General features: G+C 71.5%; 18 protein-coding genes and 1 rRNA gene. 4 read left to right on the forward strand and 15 right to left on the reverse strand.

Annotated features, from left to right (window positions below; translation table 11 throughout):
* The first annotated feature begins 65 nt into the window (after positions 1 to 65).
* The gene (locus ACWEGE_RS06915; RefSeq protein WP_449659482.1) at positions 66 to 575 is read left to right on the forward strand and encodes a DUF1707 domain-containing protein; all 510 of its coding nucleotides are present in this window, start codon (positions 66 to 68) and stop codon (positions 573 to 575) included.
* A 21-nt stretch (positions 576 to 596) separates the two neighbouring features.
* On the opposite strand, the gene ACWEGE_RS06920 is transcribed toward ACWEGE_RS06915, so the two are convergent.
* From ACWEGE_RS06920 to ACWEGE_RS06940, 5 genes are all read right to left on the reverse strand, one after another.
* Complete coding sequence (locus ACWEGE_RS06920) at positions 597 to 1,226, reverse strand: NUDIX domain-containing protein (protein WP_449659483.1); 630 nt, start codon at positions 1,224 to 1,226, stop codon at positions 597 to 599.
* On the reverse strand, positions 1,223 to 2,923 hold the full coding sequence (locus tag ACWEGE_RS06925; protein WP_449659484.1) for a CTP synthase: 1,701 nt from the start codon (positions 2,921 to 2,923) through the stop codon (positions 1,223 to 1,225). The genes ACWEGE_RS06920 and ACWEGE_RS06925 overlap by 4 nt, the downstream gene beginning before the upstream one ends.
* 89 nt (positions 2,924 to 3,012) lie before the next feature.
* Positions 3,013 to 4,173: an acyltransferase gene (locus ACWEGE_RS06930; protein ID WP_449659485.1), complete on the reverse strand. Its 1,161-nt coding sequence runs from the start codon at positions 4,171 to 4,173 to the stop codon at positions 3,013 to 3,015.
* Between the two features lie 234 nt (positions 4,174 to 4,407).
* Positions 4,408 to 5,598, reverse strand: coding sequence for a S53 family peptidase (locus ACWEGE_RS06935; RefSeq protein ID WP_449659486.1), 1,191 nt, complete (start codon positions 5,596 to 5,598; stop codon positions 4,408 to 4,410).
* Between the two features lie 163 nt (positions 5,599 to 5,761).
* Positions 5,762 to 6,430: a GntR family transcriptional regulator gene (locus ACWEGE_RS06940; protein WP_449659487.1), complete on the reverse strand. Its 669-nt coding sequence runs from the start codon at positions 6,428 to 6,430 to the stop codon at positions 5,762 to 5,764.
* Between the two features lie 147 nt (positions 6,431 to 6,577).
* Here ACWEGE_RS06940 and ACWEGE_RS06945 point away from each other — a divergent pair, with 147 nt between their 5' ends.
* The 3 genes from ACWEGE_RS06945 (at position 6,578) to ACWEGE_RS06955 (ending at position 10,057) form a co-directional block, all read left to right on the forward strand.
* Positions 6,578 to 7,999: an NCS1 family nucleobase:cation symporter-1 gene (locus ACWEGE_RS06945; RefSeq protein WP_449659488.1), complete on the forward strand. Its 1,422-nt coding sequence runs from the start codon at positions 6,578 to 6,580 to the stop codon at positions 7,997 to 7,999.
* Complete coding sequence (locus ACWEGE_RS06950; RefSeq protein ID WP_449659489.1) at positions 7,996 to 8,703, forward strand: aspartate/glutamate racemase family protein; 708 nt, start codon at positions 7,996 to 7,998, stop codon at positions 8,701 to 8,703. The genes ACWEGE_RS06945 and ACWEGE_RS06950 overlap by 4 nt, the downstream gene beginning before the upstream one ends.
* A gap of 91 nt (positions 8,704 to 8,794) precedes the next feature.
* A complete protein-coding gene (locus ACWEGE_RS06955) occupies positions 8,795 to 10,057 on the forward strand; it encodes an alginate lyase family protein (protein WP_449659490.1) in 1,263 nt (420 codons plus the stop codon).
* A 65-nt stretch (positions 10,058 to 10,122) separates the two neighbouring features.
* Here ACWEGE_RS06955 and ACWEGE_RS06960 read toward each other — a convergent pair whose 3' ends face one another.
* The 10 genes from ACWEGE_RS06960 to rrf all read right to left on the reverse strand — a co-directional run bounded on the left by ACWEGE_RS06960 (position 10,123) and on the right by rrf (position 20,926).
* Positions 10,123 to 11,073 (reverse strand): copper transporter, encoded by a 951-nt coding sequence (locus ACWEGE_RS06960; RefSeq protein WP_449659491.1) that lies wholly within the window; start codon positions 11,071 to 11,073, stop codon positions 10,123 to 10,125.
* Positions 11,070 to 12,254, reverse strand: a complete 1,185-nt coding sequence (gene steA, locus ACWEGE_RS06965) for a putative cytokinetic ring protein SteA (protein WP_449659492.1) — start codon at positions 12,252 to 12,254, stop codon at positions 11,070 to 11,072. The genes ACWEGE_RS06960 and steA overlap by 4 nt, the downstream gene beginning before the upstream one ends.
* 98 nt (positions 12,255 to 12,352) lie before the next feature.
* Positions 12,353 to 13,528, reverse strand: coding sequence for a DUF1266 domain-containing protein (locus tag ACWEGE_RS06970; protein ID WP_449659493.1), 1,176 nt, complete (start codon positions 13,526 to 13,528; stop codon positions 12,353 to 12,355).
* Between the two features lie 115 nt (positions 13,529 to 13,643).
* Positions 13,644 to 15,422 carry a DNA repair protein RecN gene (recN, locus tag ACWEGE_RS06975; protein WP_449659494.1) on the reverse strand — a complete coding sequence of 593 codons (1,779 nt, stop codon included), beginning with the start codon at positions 15,420 to 15,422 and terminating at the stop codon, positions 13,644 to 13,646.
* A gap of 87 nt (positions 15,423 to 15,509) precedes the next feature.
* Complete coding sequence (locus ACWEGE_RS06980) at positions 15,510 to 16,436, reverse strand: NAD kinase (protein WP_449659495.1); 927 nt, start codon at positions 16,434 to 16,436, stop codon at positions 15,510 to 15,512.
* Positions 16,433 to 17,260 (reverse strand): TlyA family RNA methyltransferase, encoded by an 828-nt coding sequence (locus tag ACWEGE_RS06985; protein WP_449659496.1) that lies wholly within the window; start codon positions 17,258 to 17,260, stop codon positions 16,433 to 16,435. Before ACWEGE_RS06985 ends, ACWEGE_RS06980 begins: the two co-directional genes overlap by 4 nt.
* A gap of 5 nt (positions 17,261 to 17,265) precedes the next feature.
* The gene (locus ACWEGE_RS06990; RefSeq protein ID WP_176177793.1) at positions 17,266 to 17,463 is read right to left on the reverse strand and encodes a hypothetical protein; all 198 of its coding nucleotides are present in this window, start codon (positions 17,461 to 17,463) and stop codon (positions 17,266 to 17,268) included.
* Positions 17,464 to 17,480: 17 nt separating this feature from the next.
* Positions 17,481 to 18,446: an HAD-IIA family hydrolase gene (locus tag ACWEGE_RS06995; protein WP_449659497.1), complete on the reverse strand. Its 966-nt coding sequence runs from the start codon at positions 18,444 to 18,446 to the stop codon at positions 17,481 to 17,483.
* Positions 18,439 to 20,712: a hypothetical protein gene (locus ACWEGE_RS07000; protein ID WP_449659498.1), complete on the reverse strand. Its 2,274-nt coding sequence runs from the start codon at positions 20,710 to 20,712 to the stop codon at positions 18,439 to 18,441. The genes ACWEGE_RS06995 and ACWEGE_RS07000 overlap by 8 nt, the downstream gene beginning before the upstream one ends.
* A gap of 97 nt (positions 20,713 to 20,809) precedes the next feature.
* Positions 20,810 to 20,926: ribosomal RNA gene (gene rrf / locus ACWEGE_RS07005) — 5S ribosomal RNA — on the reverse strand.
* Between the last annotated feature and the right edge of the window lie 123 nt (positions 20,927 to 21,049).

Consider the following 21,049-nt stretch of genomic DNA (forward strand, 5'->3'; position numbering starts at 1 on the left):
GCCGTCACCTTAGGCCGCCCGGCGCTCGTGACCCGGCAGAAACCCCGTTCGGTTACCTTGGATCCATGGGGTCCGAGGAGCTCCGCATCGGCACGGCCGAGCGCGAGGAAGCAGCGAGGCTGCTCGCCGATCACTTCGGCATGGGCCGCATCACACCGGTCGAGTACGAGACGCGCGTGACCGACGCCTACGCGGCGACGACGCTGGGCGAGCTGCGGCCGCTGTTCCGCGACCTGCCGCACCCCCACCCGGGCTTCTTCGGGCCGCCACCGGGACCCATGCCGATGGCGATGCCGACGCAGCAGGTGTACGCGCCGCCTTCGATGCCCGTGGCGATGCCGTACGGGCCGCCGCCCGTGGTGTATTCGCACCGGTCGAAGACGGTGGCCGGGGTGCTGCAGATCGTGCTGCCCTTCGGCATCGGCCGGTTCTACACCGGCCAGACCGGCCTGGGCATCGCCCAGCTCTTCGCCACCTTCTGCACCGGGGTCGGCATCCTGTGGCCGATCATCGACGGCATCGTGCTGCTGGTCAACGGCGGCACGGACGCCGAGGGCCGCCAGCTGCGCCCCTGAACCGGGACGCAGCTGAGCAGCTCAGGCTTCCTTGCGCTTGGCGAACGCCGTCGGGCGGTCCTCCCACGGGGCATCGGCCGGACGCGCCGACGCCGCGCCCGAGAGCACCGCGTGCGCGGCCAGGACCCCGGACACCGTGGCGCCGTTCACCAGCTCGCCGGCCAGCGCCATCCGCACCGCCTCGGCCAGCGGGAACTTGCGGATGACCAGGTCCGCCTCCTCCTCGCCGAGCACGTCGCGGTCCACATCGGACAGTCCGCGGGCCAGGAAGACCCGCACGACCTCGTCGGTGAAGCCCGGCGAGGCCGCGACGTCGACCAGGGTCACCCAGTCCGCAGCGGCCAGGCCGACCTCTTCGACGAGCTCGCGCTTGGCCGTGCCGACCGGGTCCTCGCCGAGGTGGTCGATCAGGCCCGCGGGCAGCTCCCACAGCCGGTGCCCGATCGGGTGCCGGTACTGGTGGATGAGCGTGACCTGCTGGTCGTCGTCCAGCGCGACGATCGCCACCGCGCCCAGGTGCTCGATCACCTCGCGGACCGCGGTGTCGCCGCCCGGCATCACGACGTCGTCGATCCGCAGGCCGACGACCCGTCCGATGTGGACGTCCCGGCTGGACGCGACGTTGAACTCGTGCTCGCCCGGCGCGGTCACCGGGCCGCCACCGGGGCCTCGGGCAGCTCGACCGGCAGGCGCTCGGCGACCTTGCGGTCCACCACGGCCTTGACGAACGCGCTGAAGAGCGGGTGCGGCCGGGTCGGGCGGCTCTTGAGCTCCGGGTGCGCCTGCGTGCCGACGAAGAACGGGTGCTTGTCGGCCGGCAGCTCGACGAACTCGACCAGGTGGTCGTCCGGCGAGGTCCCCGAGAACACCAGGCCCGCGTCCGAGAGCTGCTTGCGGTAGGCGTTGTTGACCTCGTAGCGGTGCCGGTGCCGCTCGGAGACCTCGGTGGTGCCGTAGGCCTTCGCGACCTGCGAACCCGCCTTGAGCTTCGCCGGGTAGGCGCCCAGGCGCATGGTGCCGCCCATGTCCCGCTCGCCGGCGACGACGTCGCGCTGGTCGGCCATGGTCGAGATCACCGGGTGCTTGGTGTTCTCGTCGAACTCCGACGAGCCGGCGTCGGTGATGCCGGCCAGGTGCCGGGCGGCCTCGATGACCATGCACTGCAGGCCGAGGCACAGGCCGAGCAGCGGGACGCCGCGGGTGCGGGCGTACTCGATCGCGCCGACCTTGCCCTCGATGCCGCGGATGCCGAACCCGCCCGGGATCAGCACGCCGTCCACATCGGACAGCACGGAGGCCGCGCCGGACGCGGTCTGCGCGTCGTCCGAGGCGACCCAGACGATCTCGACCTTGGCGCGGTGGGCGAACCCGCCCGCACGCAGGGCCTCGGTGACCGAAAGGTAGGCGTCCGGCAGGTCGATGTACTTGCCGACGACGGCGATCCGCACGACCTCGCTCGGGTTGTGCACCCGGTCGAGCAGGTCGCCCCACACCGTCCAGTCGACGTCGCGGAACGGCAGGCCGAGGCGGCGGACGACGTAGGCGTCGAGCGCCTCGCCGTGCAGCACCTTCGGGATGTCGTAGATGGACCGCGCGTCCGGGCAGGCGATGACGGCCTCGGTGTCCACGTCGCACATCAGGCCGATCTTGCGCTTGAGGTCCTCGGGGATCTCCCGGTCGGCCCGGCAGACCAGCGCGTCCGGCTGGATACCGATGTTGCGCAGCGCGGCGACCGAGTGCTGGGTCGGCTTCGTCTTCAGCTCGCCCGACGGCGCCAGGTACGGCACCAGCGAGACGTGCAGGAAGAAGCAGTGGTCGCGGCCGACGTCGTGGCGGACCTGGCGGCAGGCCTCCAGGAACGGCAGGGACTCGATGTCGCCGACCGTGCCGCCGACCTCGGTGATCACGACGTCCGGCGCCTGGCCGCTCTCGTCCGGACCGGCGGCCGCGGTGATCCGGGCCTTGATCTCGTCGGTGATGTGCGGGATGACCTGCACGGTGTCGCCGAGGTACTCGCCGCGGCGCTCCTTGGCGATCACCTCGGAGTAGACCTGGCCGGTGGTGACGTTGGCCTTGCCGTCGAGGTCGCGGTCGAGGAAGCGCTCGTAGTGGCCGATGTCGAGGTCGGTCTCGGCACCGTCGTCGGTGACGAACACCTCACCGTGCTGGAACGGGTTCATCGTCCCGGGGTCGACGTTGAGATAGGGGTCGAGCTTCTGCATCGTGACGCGAAGCCCGCGCGCGGTAAGGAGCTGACCCAGGCTGGAAGCCGTGAGTCCCTTACCCAGAGAGGAGGCAACGCCTCCGGTGACAAAGACGTACTTGGTTGCCCGTGACTGAAGTCCCACGGGCCGCCAGCATATCCCACTCCTGCGGATCCGCGCGCTGTGACATGCCCGCGCCTTCGGATATGACGCCCGCCACCCTCTCGGGTGACCTAAGCCGCGACCTTCGCCGGCCGCAGCCGCGGCCGCCCGGTGAGCGCCCGGCTCCCCGGCAGCCGCCGCAGGACCTCCACGATCAGGATGGTCAAGACGATCGTCCCCGCGTAGATGATCACGCTGAGCCACGGCGCGCCGAAGCGCTCCGCGACGTGCGGGATCGCCGGCCCGAGCAGCGCCAGGGCGAGCGGGTGCACGAGGAAGATGCTGAACGACCGGTTCGCCGCCCAGGAAACCACCCGGGCCCCGCGGCTGCCTTCCCGGCGGCGCGCCGCCCACCTCGTGGTGAACGCGTAGATCGCCGCGATCACGGTGAGGAACCACGGGATCAGGTACGGCTGGAACGGGTCGCTGGCCACCTGCGGGAACGTTCCACTGTGGACGGTCCGGAAGTAGAGCCACTCGGTGCCGGCCAGCACCGCCACCAGCGCGCCGCCGAGCAGCAGCCGGTGCCGTCCCACCCAGGCGTGCACGGTCTCGAAGTGCATGGCCACCACGGCGCCGAACAGCGTGTAGAACTGGTACGGCAGGATCGTGCCGTACAGGTGGGTGATCGTCTCGTAGCTCACGCCGAGCGGCTGGTAGGTCATGAACAGCGTGACGCCGACCTGCACCAGGCCGCTGCCGAGCAGCAGCCACTTGTGCTTGCCCTCGGTCGCCCGCAGCAGCTTCATCAGCACCGGGAACAGCAGGTAGACCTGCATCGTCACGAGCAGGAAGTACAGGTGGTACCAGGCCCCGCCGGTGACGAGGTCCTTGAGCAGCAGGCGCATCGACGCCTCGAGCGAGCCCGGCTGCTGCACCCCGGTCACCAGGCCGTACGCCCAGAAGAACATCGACCACGCGAGGTAGGGCGTGGCGACCAGCGGGAGCCGCCGTCGCCAGAAGTCGCCGGCGGTGAACTCACGGCGGCGGTTCTGGAACACCAGCACGAACCCGGTGAGGGCGAAGAACGCCTCGCGGGTGAAGTGCAGCGGCGTCTCGACGGCGTTGGCGCCGACGTCCTGCGCGAAGTTCGTCGCGCCCACCACGTGGATGAGGATGACGCAGGCGAACGTGATCAACCGGAACAGGTCGATCTGGTGGAGGTAGGGCGCTTTGCCGCCCGGTCTCGTGCTGCGGGCGGGCGCTTCGAGTGTGGCCTGGGCGGTCGTCATCGTGCCGCCGATCCGGCACCGTCGTCGGCGTGCTTCACGTTGTCAGACTTGCCACCCATTCTGTGAATTTCCCATGAAGCCGCTGGGAAGCGCCTGTTGGCGGGGCCTCTGGGGCGTGTCGGATATGCCACTTCCGCTGGGGATGCACGACTACGGTGATCATGTTAATGCTCAGCGTGAGGGGCCACCACTCGGGCGCGGCGACGCCCGGATGGTGGCCCCTGGTAACGGAAATCAGAAGGCAGCGGCCCCGTTCGGAGTACCGAGCCCGGTCGGGCCGTCGTAGCCGGTCACGGCGGTGCAGAGGTAGCCGCCGCCGCACGAGCCGTTGCTGCCGCCGCTCACATCGTTGAGCGACGATGTGTGCGAGTACACAGTGTTCGCACCCGTGACGCCGCTGACACCGCCCAGCGCGTAGACGCCCCCGACGACCGGCGCCGCGACGCTCGTGCCACCGAACACCATCCAGCCGGAGCGGCCCTGGTAGGCCGTGCTGTCGTAGACGGCGACGCCGGTGGCCGGGTCGGCGACGGCGCTGACGTCGGCGACCGTGCGCTTGCCGCAGCCGCTGTCGGTCTGCCACGACGGCTTGGTGATGTAGGCCGAGCAGCCGCTGCCCGCACCGCTCCACGCCGTCTCGCTCCAGCCGCGGGTGTTCGAGGCCTTCTTCAGGCTGGTGCCGCCGACCGCGGTGACGTACCGGGACGCGGCCGGGAACTCGACGCCGTAGCCCGAGTCACCGGAGCTGACCGTGATCGCGACACCCGGGTGGTTGAAGTACTGCCCCTCCGAGCTCGCTTCGCCGGAGAACTCGCTGCCGCCGTAGCTGTTGCTGACGACTTCGGCGCCGAGCCGGACGGCGGTGTTCACCGAGGTGCCGAGGTTGGCGAAGCTCGACGAGGTGCCCTCGACCAGCAGGATGTTGCACTTCGGGCAGATCGCCGAGGCCATGTCGAGGTCGAGCGAGATCTCCTGGGCCCAGCCGCCGTCCTTGCGCGGGTAGCTCGTGCCGCCGTTCTGGTCGGCCTTGGCGAAGCACGGCGTGGTGCTCGCGTTGATCGACGACGGCGTGCAGGACGCGAGCGCCGGGATGCCGTACTGGGCGCGGTAGACGTTGACGTCGGCGAAGGCGGTCGGGGCGTCGTAGGCGTCCACGATGGCGATCGTGCGGCCGGCGCCGGCGCTGCCCGCGAGGGAGGCGAGGTTGTACGCCGAGAGCAGGTCGGCCGGGCCGAGCCCGGACGGCGTGGCGGCCGCGGCGAAGGTGGTGTCGGTGTCGATCCAGGCGTTGCAGGCCGCGAACCCGGCCGGTGCGGCCGAGCAGACGCGCTGGGCGTGGCCGTGGGCGGCAGGCGCCGCCTCGGCGACGCCGGTGACGGTCAGGGCGAGGGTGAAGGCGGCGGCCAGTACTGGGGCACTACGCACGGTGAACCTCCCGGACGGCGGGGACCCCGGTCGACGAGACCGGTGACCGAAGACCGTAAGCAGCCGTTCGGCGGCATGACACAGACCAAAGTCGGGTCGCCGTTGGTGCGAATGGCTGAAAAACCGGGCGCTCGTGCGCATTCCTCGCCAAATCGGGCGGCGGTCAGCCCGCGGGCCGCTCACCGGGTTCTTCACCGAAGAGCGAACGCAGCGTCACCTCGCGGTTCACCCGCACGTGTTCCACCGCGGACGCCTTCGCCCGTTCCGCGTCCCCCGACGCGATCGCTTCGTAGAGCCGCCGGTGCTCGTCGAGCAGCTCGGCCCAGTGCTCGTTCTGGCTCGTGAGCCAGCGGAGCCTGCCCTCGAGCGGCTGGAGCATGGTGGAGAGCAGCGCGTTGCCCGCGATGGCGACGATCTCGTCGTGGAAGCGCGAGTTCAGCACGGTGATCCGGGCGGCGTCACCCCGGGCCGTGGCCCGGGCGGCGTCGGCGAGGGCGCGTTCGAGCCGCTTCAGCTCCGCCGCGCCCGCTCGCGCCGCCGCCAGCCCGGCGGCGAGGCCTTCGAGCGCCTCGCGGACGTCGAACAGCTCCTCGACGTCGACCCGCGCCAGCTGCCGGACGACGACCCGCCGCGGCGACTGGACGACGAGGAAGCCCTCGGCCTCCAGGCTGCGGATGGCCTCGCGCACCGGCACCCTCGACACCCCGAGGTCTTCGGCCAGCTCGCGCTCGACCAGCCTGTCGCCCGGGCGCAGCCGGCCGGTCAGGATCCGTTCGCGCAGCTCCTCGCGAACCCGCTGCCGGGTGGCCGCGAGGGGTTGCCGCTCGTTCACCGCGCCCCTCCTTCAACACCGCCGTAACCGGCCGTAACACGAGTTTATCGGCCGGAGGGTTGACTCGGGCCGACCCCGGGTCGATATTTGGGATTCCAAAGTTTGGTATCCCAAATCGCCGTCGCCGCATGTCGACCGGAGGCCAGCATGACCGCAGCCCCGCTCACCGAATCTTCGCAAGAGACGACTCCGCCGCCGGATCCCCGGCTCTGGAACGAAGACCTCGCCCCCGCGAAGGAACGCCGGTGGAAGGTCTACGACATCTTCGCGCTGTGGATGTCCGACGTGCACAACCTCGGCAACTACACCTTCGCCGCCGGCCTGTTCGTGCTCGGCCTGTCGGCCTGGCAGGTGTTCACCGCGCTGCTGTTCGGGTTCATCGTCATCTACGCCGGGATGAACCTGATGGGCCGGATCGGCCAGCGCACCGGCGTCCCGTTCCCGGTCGTCGCGCGGATCAGCTTCGGCACGTTCGGCGCCAACCTGCCCGCGCTGATCCGCGCGATCATCGCGATCTTCTGGTACGGCATCCAGACCTACCTCGCCAGCGTGGCCATCACGCTGCTCGTGCTCGCCATCGACCCCGGCCTGAAACCCCTGACCGAGCACGGTTTCCTCGGCCTGCACGCACTCGGCTGGATCTGCTTCGTCGCGCTGTGGGCGGTCCAGGCGCTGATCCTCACCCGCGGCATGGAGTCGGTGCGCAAGTTCCAGGACTGGTGCGGCCCGGCGATCTGGGTCGTGATGATCGCCCTCGCCGTCTGGATCCTCGCCGCGGGCCACTGGAACATCTCCTTCACCAGCAGCCCGAAGCAGCTGTCCACCGGGGAGCAGGTCCGGCAGTGGTTCGGCGCGGCCGGGCTCATCCTGGCCACCTACGGCACGCTGATGCTCAACTTCTGCGACTTCTCCCGGTTCGCCCCGGACCAGAAGACGGTGAAACGCGGCAACTTCTGGGGCCTGCCGATCAACTCGACGGCGTTCGCCCTGCTGTCGGTGATCGTCACCGCGGGCAGCATGCAGGTGTTCGGCGAGGCCATCACCGACCCGGCCGAGCTGCTGGCCAAGGTGCACAGCACGCCGGTGCTGATCATCGGCGCGCTGACCTTCGCCGTCGCCACCATGGGCGTCAACATCGTCGCCAACTTCGTCTCCCCGGCCTACGACCTGGCGAACATCTGGCCGAAGCGGATCACCTTCACCATCGGCGGGATGATCAGCGCGGTCGCGGCCCTGTGCGTGCTGCCGTGGAAGCTGTACTCCTCGCCGGCCGTGGTCAACTACTTCCTCGGCGGGCTCGGCGCGTTCCTCGGCCCGCTGTTCGGGATCATGATCGTCGACTACTACCTGATCCGGCGCGGCAAGGTCGACGTCGCCCAGCTCTTCGTCGACGGCGGGAGCTACCCGCGCGTGAACCCCCGCGCACTGGTGACGTTCTTCCCGACCGCGGCGCTGTCCGCCGTCATCGCGCTGGTGCCGTTCTTCGCCCCGGCCGCGCCGTACTCGTGGTTCATCGGCACGGCGTCGTCCGCGGCCCTCTACTACGTGGTGTCGAGGAAACACCGATGAGGATCGTCGTCACCAACTGCAACACCACCGAGGCGATGACGAAGGAGATCGAAGCCGGGGCCCGCGCGGCCGCGAGCCCCGGCACCGAGATCCTCGCCCGGACCCCGCGTTGGGGCCCGGAGTCGGCCGAAGGCTGGCTCGACAGCTTCCTGTCCGCGGCGGCGGTGCTCGATCTGTTGCGGGGCCTGGAAGAACCGTTCGACGCGGTCGTGCTCGCCGGGTTCGGCGAGCACGGCCGCGAGGGCGCGCGCGAGCTGCTGGACGTCCCGGTCGTCGACATCACCGAAGCCGCCGCGCACCTGGCCTGCCTGCTCGGCCGCCGCTACGGCGTGGTGACCACTTTGGACCGGACGTGCGGGTTGATCGAGGACAGCCTGCACGCCGCCGGGGTCGCACAGAACTGCGTCACGGTCACCGGCGCCGGGCTCGGCGTGCTGGAGCTGACCGACGAACGCCGGACCGAGTCGGCGCTGCTCACCGCGGGCCGCCGCGCGCGGGACGCCGGGGCCGAGGTGCTGGTGCTCGGCTGCGCCGGGATGACCGGGCTGGACCGGAAGATCGCGACGATGCTGGACATTCCCGTCATCGACGGCGTCGCGGCCGCGGTCCGGCTCGCGGAGTCCCTGGTGGCGCTGGGGTTGACGACGAGCCGCGCGGGGTCGTACGCGCGGCCGCTGGCCAAGCGCCGCACCTGGCCACGTTGACACCTGCCGCTCCGCCCGGTCAGAATCCCTGCAGCCGTACCGCCGCCCGGTGACGACGTGGGGATTTTGCCGTCCCCGGAAGGCGGTCGACGTGCGAAGGGTTCTTTGCGCACTGGCGTTGTCGGTGAGCGTGGTGGTCCCGGTGAGCGGGACGGCGGTGGCCGCGTCCCCACCGCACACGGTGGTCACCGACGGCGCCAAGCTCGCCGGGATCAGGCAGGCGATCCGCGGCGGCCACGCGACCAAGGCCCAGCAGGACGCGCTGAAAGCGGTGCTGGCCAAGGCGAACACCGCGCTCACCGACGGGCCGTGGTCGGTCATGGACAAGCCGTCGGCGCCCCCGAGCGGCGACAAGCACGACTACACGAGCCAGGCGCCCTACTGGTGGGCGAGCCAGCCGAAGACGCCGGAAAACCCGCAGGGCTGCCCGTACGTCAGCAAGGACGGCCAGCGCAACCCGGAGGCCGACGCGATCACCGACCACACCTACCGGATGTGGGCCTGGGACGCGATGTACTACCTCTCGCTGGCCTGGTACTACACCGGCGACGCGAAGTACGCGAAGCGCGCGGCCCTGGACATCCGGACGTGGTTCCTCGACCCGGCCACCCGGATGAACCCGAACATGACCTACAGCCAGATCGTGCCGTGCCGGAACACCGTCAGCGGCACCGGAATCATCGACTCGACGCAGTCGTTCAGCCAGCTGATGGACGCGTTCGCGCTGCTCGACGGCGGCGCACCGGGCTGGACCGGGAAGGACCGGTCGGGGATCAAGGCGTGGCTGTCCCAGTACCTGAGCTGGATGCAGACCAGCCCGCAGGCCAAGCTGGAACTGGCCGCCACCAACAACCACGGCACGTTCCTCGACATGCAGAACGCGGCGATCTCGGCGTACCTGGGCAAGCGTGCCGAAGCGAAGAAGATCGTGCTGGACGCGGAGCAGAAGCGCTTCCCGGTGCAGTTCGCCGCCGACGGCAGCCAGCCGCTGGAGCTGTCGCGCACGATGTCGTGGCACTACGTCAACTTCAACCTCACGGCGTGGGGCCGGATGGCGGAGGTCGGGAAGAACCTCGGCGTCGACGTCTGGAAGTACCGCGCCTCGAACGGGGTGACGCTGCGGAAGGTGGTCGACCAGCTGATCCCCGGTGCGCTGCACGGTGCCGAAGCCTGGCCCCACCAGCAGATCGGCGTGTTCGACCAGTCGATCGCGGCGGACATCTTCCACGCGGCCGCCGACGAGGCGCACGACACCGACGCGGCGGCGGCGCTCAAGCAGATGCCCCTGCCCGCGGGCGGCGACACGTGGCCGGTGCGGGTGTCCTGCTTCCCGCTCGACCCGCCGCTGCGCTGAGCCCTCGTGAGTGGTAAGGCGGGTTAGAACCCGCCTTACCACTCACGACAGCCGCGGGAGACTGCTCAGTTGCCGGGAGGCGCGGTGACGCCCGGCGCGGGTGCCTGCGCGTTGCCCGCGACGCCGTAGCGGCCCGCGCCGCCGTCGAGCTGTTCCTTGAGCGCCAGGATGGTGCTCACCCGGCCCGCCGCCGTGTCCGCGTTGTCCACTGTGGACAGGATGGACGTCGCCGAGGTGTCCGCCCGTACCACGCCCAGCGCGCCGGTGCCGTCCGCGGAACCCGCGTCGCCGGCCAGGACCGTGCCCGCGCCGCTGCGGTCGAGCTGCGTCGCGAACCGGGCGATCGTCGCCGCCCGGTCGCCCGCGCCGTCGCCGCTCGCCTGGGCGCCGGTGAGCACGATGGCCAGCTGCGCGGGCTTGACGTCCTGGCCCGCCTTGACGAACCCGCCGTCGGTGAGGCCGCTCAGCGCCGCCGCCAGCTCCTCTCCCGAGGACTGCGGTTTCGCCGTGGTCTTGTCCAGCAGCAGCACCGAACCGAGCAGCGCGCCGGCGAGCGTGCCGGAGTCGCCCGCCGTCGGGAACTTGGAACCGGCCGGCTGCAGCCGCGTGACGACGTCGCGGAGCTGGTCGGCCTTCTCGGGGTTGGCGAACGCCGCCGTCAGCTGCACCTCGCCGGTCACCGAAGCGCCGGCCTGGCCGATCAGCTGCTTGAGCGCGTCGCGGTCGGCCGGGCGCGCGTCCTCGGTGGTCACCAGCACCACCGAACGCTTGTCCAGCGCACCGGCGACGACCTTCGGGCCCATCGAGCCGGCGAAGGCGTCGGCGTCGGCCAGCCGGGCGTTGAGGGCGTTGCGTTGTGCTTCGAGGTCGGCGACTTGGCTGCCGAGGTCCTTCTTCTCCCCCGCCAGGCCGGACAGCAGCGTGCCGTTCAGCGCGGTGGAGCCGAGCACGACGCCGACGGCCAGCGCGAGGAAACAGGCGGCGATGGAAACGACGTGGTACCGCAGCGAAATCACGTGAACAATCCCTTGACCCAGGCGGCGAACGAATTCCAGGTGTGCTTGAGCCAGTCCAGGTAGACCGAGCCCACGTCGGACACCAGCAGGGCCGCGGCCACCACCACGACCGCGGCGAGCACGAGCAGCACGACCGCGCCGATCGACACCCGGTTGCGGTGCAGCGTCGCGACCGCCTTGCCGTCGACGAGCTTCGTGCCGAGCTTCAGCCGGGTCAGGAACGTCGACGGGTTCGAACCGGACCGGCCGTGGTCGAGGAACTCCCGCAGCGTGGCCTGGAAGCCGACGGTGACGACCAGGCTGGCGCCGTGCGCGTCGGCCAGCAGCAGCGCGAGGTCTTCGGCGTTGCCGGACGCCGGGAAGGTCACCGCGCCGATGCCGAGGTCCTGGATGCGCTCGACGCCGGGCGCGTGCCCGTCCGGCGCGGCGGGCACGACGACCTCGCCGCCGCCGCGCAGGGTCGCGGTGCCGATGCCGGTGGGATCGCCGACCACGACGTGGGGCTGGTAGCCCTGCACGCGCAGGGTGTCGGCCCCGGCGTCGACCCCGATCAGCACCGGGCGGTGCTCGGCGATGTACTTCTTCAGCTTCTTGAGGTCCTCGGCGTGCCCGTTGCCGCCCGCGACGACCAGCACGTGCCGGTCGCGCAGCGGCACCTTCAGCTCGGGGACGCCGACACCGTCGAGGATCAGGGTGCGCTCGCGGCGCAGGAACTCGATGGTGTTGGCCGAGAACGCCTCCAGCTGCGTCGACATCCCGGCCTTGGCCTCGATCATCTGGTCGGCGACGCTGTCGGCGGTCTGCTCGATACCCGAGGCGACCTGCCGCTCGCCGATGTAGACGACGCCGTCGAGCAGCCGCAGCTTCGTGCCGTCCTTGATCGAGCGCAGCAGCTCGCCGCCGACCGAGTCGACCAGCGGGATGCCGGCCGCGACGAGGATCTCCGGGCCCATGTTCGGGAACCGGCCGGAGATCGACGGCGACGCGTTGACCACGCCGGCGACCTCGGCCTCGACCAAGGCGTCGGCCGTCGCGCGGTCGAGGTCCAGCTGGTCGAGCACGACGATGTCGCCGGGACTGATCCGGCGCAGCAGCTCCCGGGTGCGGCGGTCGACCCGGGCGACCCCGGTGATCCCCGGCAGGGGTTCTTGATTCCGCGTGAGCAGACCCGTGAGCTTCATGTGGCCGATGGTGACAAATTTGCTCGTGGGACGAGGTACGCCACGCCGTAGCCGCCGTGACTCGTTGTGGTGAGCCCCGTCGCCCTCCCCCGCGCGGGTCAGGCCTCGGACTCCTCCGACAGCGAGCCGAAATCGAGGTTCAGCCAGGGGCTGGCCGGGTCCTGAAGGAGCTGGTGGTGGACGCGCACGGCCGCCGGGTACCACTCGCCGAACCCGTCGGAGCCGGCGTGCAGCACCCGGCCCATGATGTACCCCGCCGACAGGTCGGCCCATGACTGGTGGTAGCGGCGGGCGAGGGAACCGGCTTCGAGCACCATCAGCTCGGCGCTCAGCGCGTCGCAGTAGCCGGCCGCCAGCCCGCCGCGGGCGATGGTGATCGCCCGGCCGACGTCCCAGGACAACGCCGTCGTCACGCAGCCGTCGGCGTCGACCAGGCCGTCGGCCCGCAGCCGACGTTCGTACCGGGACACCCGGCGGACCGTGTCGCGCAGCTCCTCGGCCTGGTCCACCGCGTCGTTCTCCGTGCACCACCGGTCCACCAGCTGCGCCCAGGTCAGCGGGTCGAACTCGGCGCCCGGCAGCCCGTACTCGGCGGCGAACCGCAGGCGCAGCATGAGGACCAGGTTGCCGGGCGTCAGCGCGTAGCCGTCACCGATCAGGCCGGTCATCGTCGCGCGCCAGCCGGGCGGGTCGGGCACGCCCCACCAGTCCCGCAGGCTGCGCACCTCGGCGACGTAGTCGTGGTAGCGGCCGTCGAGGATGTTCCAGGGCGCCGCGTTGAGCACGGCCAGGTGCGCGCCGCAGGCCAGCGCGTGCGCGATGGGCCCCTCGAGGTGCCCGTACGGCGCGGTGATCAGCCGCTCGACCTGCTCCTCCAGCGGCGTGACCTCGTCCGGGTGCGCGTCGAGCCACGGCTGCAGCGTCGCCCCGGCCAGCCGCCACTCGCCGCGGGTGCCGCGGTTGAACACCACGCGCTCGTGCCGCCCGACACCGTCGACCGCCCAGTCGAGGGCGCCGCTCATCGCCACGATGTCGGGGCCGAAGTCCGGCAGCGCGCCGCGGGTGAAGACCTGGAGGAACTCGTCGCCGCCGGTCTCGAAGTAGACGTTCGGGAAGGTTTCCGCCCGCTCGTCGAGGATGCTCCGGGCGTCCACCCGCCGGATCGGGACGAACAGCTCCTCGCCGGCGAGCAGGCCGAGGTAGCGGTCTAGGTCGCTCTCCCGCCGCGCGGCGGCGAGCTGGGCTTCGACATCGGCGGGCGGCGGCAGGATCACGGGCGGCTCCCTCCGCTCGGCCGGTCACCACCACCATAAGCGGTCAGCCGCACGTCGGAAGGGGGGAAACCGATCGGATAGAAGTTCGAGATCGTCCCTTCCACCGAGCCGGCGGCTACTTCTTCTTGGCCCGCTTCTTCTTCGGCTCGAACTCCGTCTTGTCCTTCTCCGCCGTCGCCAGCAGTTCCTCCGCGTGCGCCCGGCCGGTCTCGTTGTCCATGCCCGCGAGCATCCGGGCCAGCTCGCTGACCCGTTCGGTCTGGCTCAGGTTCTTCACGCCGCTGCGGGTGACGCCGCCGCTGTGGCCCTTGTCCACCACCAGGTGCTGGTCCGCGAACGCCGCCACCTGCGGCAGGTGCGTCACCACCAGGACCTGGTGCGTCCGCGCCAGCCGGGCCAGGCGCCGGCCGATCTCGACCGCCGCGCGGCCGCCGACCCCGGCGTCGACCTCGTCGAACACCAGCGTCTGGACCGTGTCCGCGTGCGCCAGGACCACCTCGATCGCCAGCATCACCCGCGACAGCTCACCGCCGGAGGCGGCCTTGTGCACCGGCAGCGGCGGTGCGCCGTCGTGTGCGCGCAGCAGCAGTTCGACGTCGTCGACGCCGTCCGCGCCCGCGTGCACCGCGCGGCCGTCGATCGTCAGCGCGTGCGTGTCGCCGTGCTCGGCCGGGCGCTGCTCGACCGTCACCTCGATCGCCGCCTGGCCCATCGCCAGCCCGGACAGCTCGCGGGTGATCTCCGCGGCCAGCTCGGCCGCCGCCGTCTCGCGGGCGGCCGACACCTCGGCCGCGTGCGCGGCCAGCTGGATCGCGAGCTGGTCGCGCCGCAGCGCCAGCTCGGCGAGCGCCTCCTCCGACGTGTCCATGGTTTCCAGCCGGCGCCGGGCGTCGTCGGCCCAGGCCAGCACGCCGTCAACGTCCGCCGCGTACTTGCGCGTGAGCCGCTTGAGGTCGGCCTGGCGGGCCAGCACCTTCTCCAGCAGCGCCGGGTCGGCGTCCAGCGTCTCGACGTAGTTGCCCAGCTCGGCCCCGACGTCGGTGAGCAGCACCGACGCTTCCTCCAGCCGCGGCGCGAGCTCGCGCAGCACCGAGTCCTCGGAGGTCGACAGCCGCCGCAGCGCCTCCCCGACCAGGCCCAGTGCGCCCGGCCCGTCCGGATCGCCGTCCGGGGAGCCGGACACCGCGATGTGCGCCTCGGTCGCCGCCGCACGCAGCTCGTCGACCGCCGCGAGCCGCTTGATCTGCGCGGTGAGCTCGTCGTCCTCGCCCGGTTCCGGCGCGACGGCGTCGATTTCGGTCAGCCCGTGCTTGAGCAGATCGGCCTGCTGGGCCATCTCCCGCGAGCGCGTCGACCGCTCGGTCAGCTCCGCGATCACCGCCAGCCACTCCGACCGGATCTCCTGGTACGCCCGCAGCGGCTTCGCCACGGCGTCGCCGGCGAACCGGTCGATCACCGCGCGCTGCTCGGCCGGGCGCAGCAGCCGGAGCTGGTCGTTCTGCCCGTGCACGGCGATCAGCTGCTCGGACAGCTCCGCGAGCACCCCGACCGGCACGGACCGGCCGCCGAGGTGGGCGCGGGACCGCCCGTCGACGGCGACCGCGCGCAGCGCGATCACACTGCCGTCCTCGTCGACGTCCGCGCCCGAATCGGCGACGATCCTCTCGGCGCCTTCGACACCGGAATAGGTGAACCGTCCTTCGACGAACGCCTTGAGCATCCCCGTCCGGACCTTGGACACCTCGGCGCGGCCACCGGACAGCAGGTGCAGCCCGGTGACGACCATGGTCTTGCCCGCACCCGTTTCACCGGTCACGACGGTGAAGCCCGCGTGCAGTTCCAGCAGGGCGTCCTCGATGACTCCGAGGCCCTGGATGCGCATCTCGGCCAGCACGCCGCCTACGGTAGCGGCCCCCACCGACACTCTGCGCGCGCGGGCACCCGGCGCGTCGCCAATATGTTCGATCGAAGCGCTGAACGGCTACTCGCAGGGGCGCGCGTGCCGCTCCCGCCAGCTCTTCACCGGCAACGAGAACTTCTGCACCAGGCGGTCGGTGAACGGGCCGTCCCACAGCCGGACCAGGCGCACCGGCGTCTTGCCGCAGGTCACGCGCACCCGCGCCCCCGGCTGCAGGTCGATCGGCCGGGTTCCGTCGCAGGTCAGCACCGCGGACGAGCCGTCCGGGTCGATGCCGACGGTGATCACCGAGTCGCGGGAGACGACCAGCGGCCGCGCGAACATCGCGTGCGCGTTGCTCGGCACCACCAGCAGCGCCTGGACGTCCGGCCAGATGATCGGGCCACCCGCCGAGAAGGCGTACGCGGTCGAGCCGGTCGGTGTGGCGCACAGCACACCGTCGCAGCCGAAGGCGGACACCGGACGGCCGTCGACCTCGATCAGCGCGTCCAGCACCCGTTCCCGGGTGCTTTTCTCCACGCTGGCCTCGTTGAGCGCCCAGGTGCGGGCGACCTCTTCACCGTCGTGGGTGACGGTGACGTCGATGGTCATCCGCTCTTCGACCTGGTAGTCGCCGTCGACGACGCGCTGGACGGTGTCGGCCAGTGCGTCCGAGTCGGCCTCGGCGAGGAAACCGACGCGCCCGAGGTTCACGCCGAGCACCGGCACCCCGGCGGGGCGGGCCAGCTCGGCCGCGCGCAGCAGCGTGCCGTCGCCGCCGAGCACGAAGACCAGTTCGACGCCGTCGGCGGGGTTGTCGTCCGCGTCCACGACGGTGCAGGTCGCGCCGACGCCGTGCTGCTCGGGGTTGATCAGCGCGCAGACGTCGTGCTCGGTCACCCGGATCCGGATGCCGGCCTTGGCGAAGCGCGCCGAAACCTCGCGCGCGGCTTCGCCCGTCGCGTCGCGATCGGGGTGCACCATCAGGAGAATTTCACGTTCGGTGGTCATGCGGGCCCTTCCTCGACGGCGGTCCGGACGAGCCGCTCGGCCTCAGACCTGTCTACCGCGTCCACAGTGGACCCGGCCACGTGTTCTTTGGTGAGCCGGACGAAGTACTCGACGTTCCCGGACGGCCCGGGCAGCGGGCTGGCGGTCACCCCGCGCAGCGCGAGCCCGAGTTTCGCGGCCTCGTCGATGACGGTGAGCACCGACTCGGCGCGCAGGTCCGGGTCGCGGACCACGCCGCCGCTGCCGAGGCGGTCCTTGCCCACCTCGAACTGCGGCTTCACCATCGGCACCAGATCGGCGCCTTCGCGCGCGCAGGCCGCGAGCGCGGGCAGCACGAGCTTGAGCGAGATGAAGCTCAGGTCCCCGACGACCAGGTCGACCTGGCCGCCGAGGTCGTCGGGCGTGAGGTTGCGGACGTTCGTGCGATCCATGACCACTACACGTTCGTCGGTGCGGATCCGCCAGTCGAGCAGGCCACGACCCACGTCCGCGGCGATCACGGTCGCGGCGCCGTGGCGCAGGAGCACGTCCGTGAAGCCACCCGTGGACGCGCCGGCGTCGAGGCAGCGCTTGCCCTCGACGCTCAGGCCCGTGAACGCCGCCAGCGCGCCGAGGAGCTTGTACGCGCCGCGCGAGGCCCAGCCGGGGTCGTCTTCGTCCTTGACGACGATGGGCGCGTCGGATTCCACGCCGGTGGCCGGCTTGGAGGCGACCATGCCGCGCACGGTGACCTTGCCGCCGGTGATCAGGGCCGAGGCCTGCTCGCGCGAGCGCGCGAGGCCGCGCCGGACCAGTTCCGCGTCGAGGCGGGCCCGCTTGGGCACGCCGATCAGACCTTGTCGATGCTGGACAGGGCGACCGTCAGCTCGGTGTGCACGGCGTCGAAGCGCTCGACGTGCTCCGCGAGCGGCAGCGCGTCCAGGTCGTCCAGCCCGGCGACGGCTTCGTCGATGCCGGCCCGTGGGTCGGTCTGCGCCGAGAACGAACCGGGCGGCGGGCCCGGGACGGGGTAAGGGTGGTCCTGCACAGTGCAAACGGTATCAGTCAGGACAGTGCCGCTTCGGCGCGCTCGCCGAGTTCGGTGACGCCGGTCTCCCAGGCCGTGTGGCACAGCGCCCGGAGCAGGTCCAGCTCGTCGCCGTCGCCGTCCGCGGTCAAGGTGTGGTTCTCGACGGTCACCGTCCAGCCCGGCCGCGGCCCGATCCGCAGGTCCTCGGCGTTGCCGGTGAGTGCCGTGAGGTCGTGCGCGAGGTACGTGCCCCGCTCGGCCGGGATGGCCTCGATCAGCTGCTGCGGTGTCGCGACACCCGTCAGGACGACCAGCGAGTCGATGCCCGCGGCGACCGCACCGGCGATGTCGGTGTCGAGCCGGTCCCCGACCACCAGGGGACGGTTCGCGCCGGCGGACCGCGCGGCGGTCTCGAACAGGAGTGGCTGCGGCTTCCCGGCGACCAGCGGCACGACGTCGGTGGCGGTGCGCAGCGCGGCGACCATCGAGCCGTTGCCGGGCAGCAGCCCGCGCTCGCTGGGCAGGGTCGCGTCGACGTTGCAGGCCACCCAGAGCGCACCCGCCCGGATGGCCAGGCAGGCCTCGGCCAGCGCGGCCCAGGTGTTGTCAGGCGAGTGCCCCTGCACGACGGCCTGGACGCTGCCGGCGTTCTTCCGCACCGGCTTCAGCCCGGCGCGGGCGACCTCGTCCGCGAGCGCCCTGGTCCCGACGACGAGGACCTCCGCGCCCGGGTGGAGCCGCTCGGCCAGCAGCTGCACGCCGGCCTGGGCGCTGGTGTGCACCTCATCGGTCTCGGCGGGCATGCCGAGCCCGGTGAGGTGGGCGACGACCTCGTCGGGGGCCTTCGAGGCGTTGTTCGTGACGAAGCGGACGGGGGTGCCGTGCTCCCGCGCGGCCCGCACCGTCTCCGGGGCGCCCGGGATCACCCGGGTGCCGTGGTAGACGGTGCCGTCGAGGTCGAAGAGGACCGCGTCGTAGGCCGCGAGGAGAGCGTCACTCATCGGTCGCTTCGGTGTCCTTCGCCTCGGTGACTTCGTTCTTGTCGTCGTTCTTGTCCGCGTTCTTGTCTTCGTTCGACAGGTCGGCGGCGCGCTCGGCGGCGTCGGTCTCGTCTTCGGCGTCGGCCTCGGCGGCGTTGAGGAACCACCGGATGGCCTCGTCCTTGCGCCCGGCGGCCTCGAGGTTGTCGGCGTAGGCGTAGAAGAGGCGAGCGCTCCACGGGTCGCGCTTCTCGGCCTTGAGGTCGTCACCCTGCAGCGAGACGACGGCGGCGTCGAGCTGCCCGAGGTCCCGCCGCGCCCCGGCCGCGACGATCGCGAGCTCGACCTGGGTGGCCTTGTTCAGCTTCGCGGTGTCGGTTTCCTTCGCCAGGTCGAGAGCGCGCTCCGGCCGCCCGAGGGCGCGCTCGGCGTCGGCGATGATGGCGATGTGCTCGTCGCTGCGCGTCATCCGCCGGACGGCCCGCAGTTCGGAGAGGGCTTCGGACCAGTTGCCGGCGTGGTAGGCGACCAGGCCGAGGGCCTCGCGCACGATCGGGACGCGCGAGGCCTTCGCCTTCGCGTACTTGGCGTGCTCGAGCGCGGCCTCGGGATCGCTGTCGATCAGCCCACCGGCGGCAACGAGGTGCTTTCCGACGGTCTCGGCCAGGCCCTTCGGCAGCGTCCGCAGCTCGCGGCGGACTTCCTCGTCGAGGTCGGAGAACTCGATGTCCTCGGGGAGTTCGGGCGCTTCGAGAAGCTCCTTGGCGAGGGCTTCGTCGTCGAGCGCGGCGCCGAACTTCGGCCGCGGGTCCCGGCGGGGGCGGTCCTTGCGGTCGCCCTGGCTGCGGTTGTCGCGGTTGTCGCGCTTGCCGGAGTCGCGGAAGCCGCCACCGGAGCGCTCGCCGCGGTTTTCCCGGCTGTCGGAACGCGAGTCATCCCGGCGCTGGTAGCTGCTGCCGCGGTCACCGCCTTCGCGACGGTCATCGTCACGGCGCTGGTAGCTGCCGCGCTCACCACGCGAATCGTCCCGGCGGTCATCATCGCGGCGCTGGTAGCTGCCCCGGTCACCGCGCGAATCCTCGCGGCGGTCGTCATCCCGCCGCTGGTAGCTGCCGCGCTCACCACGCGAATCCTCGCGGCGGTCATCGTCACGGCGCTGGTAGCTGCCCCGGTCACCGCGTGAATCGTCTCGGCGGTCGCTGCCGCCGCGGCCGCGGTCGTCGGAGCGGAAACCGCCGGTCCGCGCGCCGCGGTCGTCGTCGCGCCGCTGGTAGCCGCCCCGCGAGTCGTCGCGGCGGTCGCTACTGCTGCGGCCGCGGTCGTCCGAGCGGAAACCGCCGGCCCGGTCGTCGCGGCGCTGGTAGCCACCCCGGTCGTCGCGACGGTCGCTGCCGCCGCGGCCGTCGGAGCGGAAGCCACCGGTGCGGGCGCCACGGTCATCCCGCTGGTAGCCGCCGCGGGAATCCTCGCGCCGGTCCCGGTCGTCCGAACGGAAACCACCCGTCCGGGGCCCGCGGTCGTCGTCGCGGCGCTGGTAGCCGCCTCGCGAATCGTCGCGGCGGTCGTTCGAGCGGAAGCCGCCCGTGCGGCCACCGCGGTCGTCATCGCGGCGGTCGTTCGAACGGAAGCCACCCGTCCGGGCACCGCCGCGCGTGTCGTCCCGGCGGTCGCGGTCGTACCCGCCGCGGCCGCGGTCGTCCGAGCGGAAGCCGCCTGGACGGTTGCCGCGTTCGTCGTCGCGGCGGCTGCTGTCCCAGCGGGGCTTGCGGTCGCCGTACGACGACTTGCCCTGCGGCCGGCCGCCGCGGTCGTCGAAGCTGCGGCTCGGGTTGTCGCCGCGGGTTCCGGACCGGCTGTTGCCGCGGTCCTCGAACCGGCCACCCGAGCGGCCCCGGTCTTCGAAGCGGCCGCCGCCGGAGCGGCTCGGGCCGTCGGAGAAGCGGCCGCCACCGGAGCGGCCACCGCTGTCGCGGCTGCCGTACCCGCCCTTGCGGTCGTCGCGGTCGGTGAAGCTGCGGCCGCCGCTGCGGCTCTGACCTGCGTATCCTCCGCGTTGGTCACGGTCGCGCGGACCGTCGCCGCCGCGGAACGGCTTGCCGCCGCCGCGCACCCCGCGGTCGTCGCGGCGCGGCCGGCCCTGGTACCCGCCGTCGCGGCCGCCGCGGTCCTGCCGCGCGCCGCCCTGGCTCTTCCGGGGTCCGTCCGACCGGCCCCGGGAGCCTTCGTCCCGGCGTGCCGACCGGCCGGACCCATCATCCGCTGAGTCTCGTCGACCGAACTCGGACACCTGGCCTCCTGCCGTGGAAAAAATCTTGTTCTGGACATACGCGTACGGCCCGCTAGGGCAGCCAACTGGCTATCCTAACGGGCCGTACGGAAGGTAAGTTCGGCGGTGTCCTACTCTCCCACAACCCTTCGGTTGCAGTACCATCGGCGCTGTCAGGCTTAGCTTCCGGGTTCGGAATGGGACCGGGCGTTTCCCTGACGCTATAACCACCGAAACACTCCGAAACAACACACGCACCTGGCGTGGTGTTTCAGAACCGTAGAGTGGATGCGTAACATCTTTGTAGGCAAGTCCTCGGCCTATTAGTACCAGTCAACTCGACAACACATTACTGTGC

The organism is Amycolatopsis sp. NPDC004747, assembly GCF_053601335.1.